Here is a 6,519-nt window from a genome sequence, read left to right on the forward strand (position 1 = left end):
TTATTTATTTATAGGGTTGCCAAATAATTGGTTTGTTGTATTCAGGTATCTCATTTCATTCATTACTCCCATTTCTTCTTGACCTTTGGATAGATTAGTTTGGATCAAAGCAAAAGCTTGCATGACTTCCATGTATGCCTCCTCTTCAGCTTGCTTCTGTTCATATACAGTCCATCCCCAGACAGAGCCCACTAGAATTGCTACTGATGCTGCCCAGTTCATCCAATTTCTGGATTTGATTGGAACTGTCTTGGTAGGCATTTTCAGCGTTGGTTCTTCCGAAGTGAGCTCATTAATTCCGGAGAATAAAATTTTCTCTTCTGTATATCCTTCTGCAGCTTGAAGTAATTCCTTCAATTCCTGCTCTTCGGCAAGGGTAGTCTCAGCTTCCCAGTACTTTTCGAGTAATTCGTCTATTCGCTGGTTCATTTGGTTGATTTTTGGTTGAGCATCCGCTCTCGAATGCTTTTTCTGGCTCGGTGAAGGTTAACTTTCACTTGTTCCAGGCTTATGTCTAGGTGCTCGGTAATTTCCTCGTAACTCAAGCCTTCTACTTCTCTCAGATGAAAAATCTCCTGCTGACGAAGAGGCAAACCTTTTACAAGTTTCATCACTTGTCGCACCGAGTCTTTTGTTTCCTCAGGCACCGGTTCCTCAATTTCCAATTCCTCTAAGCCATCGAGAGATTCCAATTTCTTGGTCTGGCGAAAATGCATCAAAGCTTCATTTTTCAAACTTCTCACCAACCAAGCAGTTAAATTGGGATGAGTCTGAAGTTCTTTTTCTCGATCCAAGGTTTTTTCGAAGACATTCTGAAGCAAATCCTCCGTAAGGGATCTATCCCTCACCCAGAGATACCCCAGCCGATAGAGCCTGCCTCTTAGTGGCCAGATATGTGCTTCAAAAAATGACTTCATTTAATACGGTAATGCATGGGAAAGACGAATGTTACACTAGCAATAAAAAAAAAGTAAAAGTTTTTCAAACATACTATCTAAAAGGATAGCTATAGATTCTCAACTGTTTAGGCTTTTGGCAGATAATTCTTACTAGACTAAATTGCTTCTAAATTAGAAATGGAAATAGTATGCATGCCTACTATTTGTTAAATTGCTTATCTCGTACCCAACCAATGATTCAGGATTCCCTAATAAACCAATAACGGCTATGGTATTTACAAAGAAGATAATAAAGGAGTCGACTACTCTAAATTTATTTACAGCATATGTGACTGTGCGCTCCGTGCAAACTTTCTGCTCTTTGTGGATTAAAAAGCAAATAAAAAAAGCCATGAATTTCTTCATGGCTTGTGGTGATAAGTGGACTCGAACCACCGACTCACGGATTTTCAGTCCGATGCTCTACCAACTGAGCTATATCACCTTGTTGTAAAGTGATGCAAAGGTAGGTATTTGAGTATTTGAAGCAAGTCATTTTAGAAAAAAATATTGATTTAAACCCAAGAAACACGCTAATAACGTCACTATGAGCTTTTTACCGCAACTTATATTTTTGATCATTTTGAGCGCAGCTAGCTTCTTTTTGATCAAACGTGTCAAATTTCTCCGCAGAAACATATTTCTAGGGAAGGCTGAGACAAGAAATGATCATCCAGAGAAGCGTTGGCAAACGATGGCGCTGGTAGCTTTTGGTCAACAAAAAATGTTCAAACGCTTTCTTCCGGCATTTCTTCACCTCATGGTCTATGTTGGCTTTGTGGTGATCAATCTTGAGGTATTGGAATTTGTGCTGGATGGCATTTTAGGAACTCACCGACTATTCGCTCCGATTTTAGGAAGTATATATACGGTGGCTATGAATGTTTTTGAATTTCTAGCATTTGCTGTTCTGCTTGCTTGCGTCATCTTCTTAATTAGAAGAAATGTGGTTAAAGTTCCACGGTTCACCATGCCTGAAATGAAGGGCTGGCCAGCAATGGATGCGAATATTATTCTGGTAATTGAGATTGTATTAATGATCGCAATTCTTAAGATGAATGCAGCTGACCAGATTTTGGCGGCAAGAGGAGTAGATCATTACATACCTGTTGGAACGCTATTTTTCAGTGGTTTGCTTTCTCCGCTTCTAGAGAATTTCAGTTCTGAGTTTTTGATTTTCGTAGAGAGAGCTGCTTGGTGGTTCCATATTGTTGGGATTTTGGCCTTTGCTATTTATGTGACCTATTCTAAGCACTTGCATATATTCCTTGCTTTCCCTAATACTTGGTATTCGAACTTGAAGCCTAAAGGAGAGATGGCTAATATGCCAGCTGTCACCAATGAGGTTAATATGATGCTTGGAATTCCTACGGATGCACCTGCTGATCCCCCTGCAGAGATCGGGAGATTTGGAGCCAAAGACATCAATGATCTGAGCTGGATCAACGTGATGAATGCCTATTCATGTACCGAATGTGGTAGATGTACTTCAGAGTGCCCAGCTAATTTGACGGGTAAGAAACTTTCTCCGCGAAAAATCATGATGGATGTGCGGGATCGTGCAGAAGAAGTGGGTAAAAGTTTGGATGCTGGAGGAAAAGGTCTTGAAGACGGTAAGTCACTTTTGGGTGACTACATCACGAAAGAAGAATTGAATGCATGTACTAGCTGTAATGCCTGTGTGGAGGCTTGTCCGGTGAACATTGATCCACTTTCTATCATTTTGGAAATGCGTCGCTATGTAGCCATGGAGGAGTCAGGAACGCCAGCTCAGTGGAATGCAATGTTCCAAAACATGGAAACCAGCTTTGCTCCTTGGAAATTCAGTCCTCAGGATAGATTCAATTGGGCTGAGAAAGTGAAAGAGGAAGAAATTCCAGATTAACAATTGAAAAATTTAAAAATTGAAAAATTTTGTAACCCATAGAGCTTGAATGAGCGAGAATAGGCATAACTCTGAAGTTGCCCTCGTAAATCGAATATCATAAATCGTAAATCAAAATCATGTCAACATATAAAGTACCAACCATGGCCGAGATGGCCGGCAAAGGAGAAAGTCCAGAAGTGCTATTCTGGGTAGGTTGTGCCGGATCTTTTGATGATAGATACAAAGCCGTTACACAGGCTTTTGTGAAAATTTTGAATAAAGTAGGTGTAAGCTTTGCCGTGCTCGGTCCAGAAGAAGCTTGTACAGGAGATCCTGCCAGACGGGCTGGGAATGAATTTCTTTTCCAGATGCAAGCCGTTGCCAACATCCAGGTAATGAATGGCTATAACATCAAAAAAGTAGTCACAGCTTGTCCTCATTGTTTCAACACCATTAAAAATGAATACCCAGCATTGGGAGGAAATTATGAAGTGATTCATCATTCACAGTTTCTTCAGCAACTGATCAATGAAGGAAAAGTGGCGTTGAAAGGAGGGGGGGAATTCAAAGGAAAGAAAATCACTTTCCATGATTCCTGCTACTTAGGTAGAGCAAATAATGTCTATGAAGCACCACGAGAGGTGATCAAAGCTTTAGATGTGGAGTTGGTGGAAATGAAGCGTTGCAAGACCAAGGGGCTTTGCTGTGGTGCTGGAGGAGCGCAGATGTTCAAAGAACCAGAACCAGGCAGAAAAGATATCAATGTGGAGCGGACAGAGGAAGCTTTAGCTACTGGAGCCAGTGCAATTGCTGTAGGTTGTCCATTCTGCTTGACGATGATGACAGATGGAGTGAAGAACAAGGAAAGAGAAGCTGATGTGAAAGTCTATGACTTGGCTGAGATGATCGCCAAGGATATGGGGATTTAACTATTTTCTCTGAATCAATTTGACCCTTTTTGCCGTTAGGTAGAAAGGGTTTTTCTTTGCTAATAAGTAATAAGCATTTATGTACGTAGAATTTAAAGATATTTCAGAAGATTCACGGGTTTGGGTTTACCAAGCGGCACGTCAATTTACTGAGCAGGAAATGGAGTTGATTAGCAGAAAACTTTCGGCCTTTTGTGATGGTTGGAATACACATGGTAATCGAATGCCTACCTCATTTCAGATTTTGGACAACCAAATTTTGGTGTTAGCAGTAGATGAGTCAGGCTTAGGGGCTAGCGGTTGCTCTATTGATAGTTCTGTGCGGACTTTGCGTGAGCTGGAGAGTGAAATTGAAAACAATATCACGGATCAAGGTAAGGTGACATTTAAATCCAATACGGGTGAAATCACCGTAGCTTCTGCTTTAGGGATCAAGTCAAAAGTCACTTCTGGAGAGATAGATACTCAAACCCTCGTGATTAACCCACAGGTTAAGAATAAAAAAGACTTGGAAAGTATATGGATTTTGGCTGGGAATAGCTGGCTGAACAGATACTTTCCAAATTAATTTAGTAATATTCAGAATAGATCACCAATCACCTTTAAGATGAAATCGGACATGATTCAATCGCAACATTGTGAGAGGTTACCATGTGAGATTCCATATGCCCTTTGAAAGACAAATTATAAACAGATGAAAAACCATTTTTTTTGGATTTGCTTACTACTCTTCATTGGGGTAACCTCATGCAAGAGCCTTCAGGAAAAAGGAAATGACCAGTTTCTCTCTGGTCAATATCAATATGCTATTAATTCCTTTTCTCAAATCTTAGCAGATGACCCTGAAAACAAGGAGGCAAACCAAATTATAGCGGAGAGCTATAGACTGTCTAACCGAATTGAAGAGGCAGCTCCTTATTATGAGAAACTTGTGGAAGTGGATCCTACTTTTGATAGTTACTATCGCTTAGGTTTAAGTTTGAAAGCTCAGGATAAAGATGAAGAAGCTAAGGAAGCCTTTGAGAAAGCAAAGGGTTACACGCAGGATGAAACGTATTTGGCGGAGACTCAGCGTCAACTTGAAGCCATCAAATTGTCGGAGGGCATAGAAGATTACTGGCCATATCATGAGTTGGTGAATTATAAAGACTTAAATACTGCCGGACCTGATTATGCGCCGGTTATCAGTGAGGATTTTATTTATTTCACATCAGGTCGTCAGGCAAGCGGACTCTATCCTGCAGATGGATCACCCTATACTAAATTATTTAGAGCAAGAGCAGATGGACTTCGTGTAGATGTAAGTGGAACTCAAGCTCTTCCAGAATTCAAAAATGAAGAGGGGTTGAACCAAGCTGCGATAGCGATCAGTCCGGATGGCAACACCATTATTTATGCTCGGGGTAATTCTACTTCGGACAAAGATCTTCCTGAAACTGCGCTTTTTGTTTCTTATTTCAGAGGTGGAGGCTTTACACAGCCAATCTGGATGCCTGTAAATGAAGATGAGTTTTGGTGGAATTCTACACCTGCTTTCTCCGAAGACGGCGAGGTATTGTACTTCGCCTCAAATAGACCTGGGGGTTATGGAGGGATAGATTTGTATAGCGCAACCAAATTGGCAAATGGTGACTTTGGTAATCCAAAGAATCTAGGACCAACCATTAATACGCCAGGAAACGAACTTTTCCCAAGACCTATGGGAGATGGCAAGTTCTTCTTTTCATCTGATGGACATCCTGGATTTGGAAAACTGGATCTTTTTGTTGCAGAAAATGATGCATCAGGAAAGCAGGTTATCAAAAATCTCGGAGAAAACTTCAATAGTACTAATGATGATTTCTCGCTATTTTTTACAGAATATCCGAAAGCAGGGTTCATCTCTTCCAATAGAGATGGGGGAGTAGGAGATGATGATATCTATTTCTTTGAGGACAAAACTCCTAAGCCAAAAATCATTAATGTCTTGCTTAACGTTTATACCAAGCAACGAGTGGCTGGGAAAGATGACGAGGTTCTGGAGCAAGCAAGAGTGGTCCTTTACGATAGTTTGAATAAGCAAGCAGGTGGAGATTTCTCTAACACGAACGGTAGAGTAAGATTTACTTTGACTCCGGATTCTGACTTTACAATCATTGCTTCGAAGAGTGGCTATTTCTCTAAATCAATACCATACACGACCACAGGAAAAACCCCGGATATTTCTACTCTGGTACAAGACGTAACCAATATTACGCTGGATACTACGATTGTGCTGGATCAACTGGTGCTGGATCGTTCTATTGTTCTTGAGAATATTTATTACGATTTGGATAAAGCAGATATTAGACCTGATGCCGCTGTCGAACTGGATAAATTGGTTCAGATACTTAAAGACAATCCAGCTATCAGAATCGAGTTGAGCTCGCACACCGATGATAGATCGTCGGATCAATACAATCAAGACCTATCTCAACGTAGAGCACAATCTGCGGTGGACTACATTGTTTCCCAAGGAATTTCTGCCGATAGGTTAGTCGCCAAAGGGTATGGTGAGAGTCAGTTGATTATCAAAAATGCAACTACTGAAGAAGAGCATCAGACTAACAGAAGAACAGAATTTAAGGTAATTGAGATAAAGGAATAAAAAGTTAGCTGATCTAAAATAGAAGAGCCTGATCGAAGTGATTCGATCAGGCTATTTTGGTTTTGGTAATGTGGTCAAAAATAGTTGGTGACTTTGGTATAAAATTTCATTATAATCTGCGACAGATTTGAAGAGGACGTAAGCTCTGCTGAGGAGCAA

6 protein-coding genes and 1 tRNA gene are annotated in these 6,519 nt (G+C 40.6%); 4 read left to right on the forward strand and 3 right to left on the reverse strand.

The genetic code is table 11. The features are described from left to right. From QOL76_RS14775 to QOL76_RS14785, 3 genes are all read right to left on the reverse strand, one after another. Entirely contained in the window at positions 1–429 is a 429-nt protein-coding gene (locus QOL76_RS14775; protein WP_283413743.1) for a hypothetical protein, read from the reverse strand. After that, on the reverse strand, positions 426–917 hold the full coding sequence (locus QOL76_RS14780; protein ID WP_283413744.1) for an RNA polymerase sigma factor: 492 nt from the start codon (positions 915–917) through the stop codon (positions 426–428). Before QOL76_RS14780 ends, QOL76_RS14775 begins: the two co-directional genes overlap by 4 nt. 393 nt (positions 918–1,310) lie before the next feature. Continuing rightward, positions 1,311–1,383 (reverse strand) — tRNA-Phe (locus QOL76_RS14785). A 102-nt stretch (positions 1,384–1,485) separates the two neighbouring features. On the opposite strand from QOL76_RS14785, the gene QOL76_RS14790 reads away from it, so the two are divergent. From QOL76_RS14790 to QOL76_RS14805, 4 genes are all read left to right on the forward strand, one after another. Continuing rightward, positions 1,486–2,823: a 4Fe-4S dicluster domain-containing protein gene (locus tag QOL76_RS14790; protein WP_283413745.1), complete on the forward strand. Its 1,338-nt coding sequence runs from the start codon at positions 1,486–1,488 to the stop codon at positions 2,821–2,823. A 119-nt stretch (positions 2,824–2,942) separates the two neighbouring features. After that, positions 2,943–3,734 carry a (Fe-S)-binding protein gene (locus tag QOL76_RS14795; RefSeq protein ID WP_283413746.1) on the forward strand — a complete coding sequence of 264 codons (792 nt, stop codon included), beginning with the start codon at positions 2,943–2,945 and terminating at the stop codon, positions 3,732–3,734. A gap of 79 nt (positions 3,735–3,813) precedes the next feature. Continuing rightward, positions 3,814–4,302, forward strand: a complete 489-nt coding sequence (locus QOL76_RS14800; protein ID WP_283413747.1) for a hypothetical protein — start codon at positions 3,814–3,816, stop codon at positions 4,300–4,302. 126 nt (positions 4,303–4,428) lie between these two features. Further along, complete coding sequence (locus QOL76_RS14805) at positions 4,429–6,360, forward strand: CHU_0125 family OmpA-like outer membrane integrity protein (RefSeq protein ID WP_283413748.1); 1,932 nt, start codon at positions 4,429–4,431, stop codon at positions 6,358–6,360. Positions 6,361–6,519: the final 159 nt, after the last annotated feature.

Origin of the sequence: Algoriphagus winogradskyi (assembly GCF_900182815.1) — a bacterium.
Classification (GTDB): domain Bacteria; phylum Bacteroidota; class Bacteroidia; order Cytophagales; family Cyclobacteriaceae; genus Algoriphagus; species Algoriphagus winogradskyi.

Bases quoted from the DNA above. Each gene is read 5' to 3' on its own strand.
- QOL76_RS14805 (WP_283413748.1), top strand. From the start codon at position 4,429: ATGAAAAACCATTTTTTTTGGATTTGCTTACTACTCTTCATTGGGGTA.
- QOL76_RS14780 (WP_283413744.1), bottom strand. From the start codon at position 917: ATGAAGTCATTTTTTGAAGCACATATCTGGCCACTAAGAGGCAGGCTC.
- QOL76_RS14775 (WP_283413743.1), bottom strand. From the start codon at position 429: ATGAACCAGCGAATAGACGAATTACTCGAAAAGTACTGGGAAGCTGAG.
- QOL76_RS14790 (WP_283413745.1), top strand. From the start codon at position 1,486: ATGAGCTTTTTACCGCAACTTATATTTTTGATCATTTTGAGCGCAGCT.
- QOL76_RS14795 (WP_283413746.1), top strand. From the start codon at position 2,943: ATGTCAACATATAAAGTACCAACCATGGCCGAGATGGCCGGCAAAGGA.
- QOL76_RS14800 (WP_283413747.1), top strand. From the start codon at position 3,814: ATGTACGTAGAATTTAAAGATATTTCAGAAGATTCACGGGTTTGGGTT.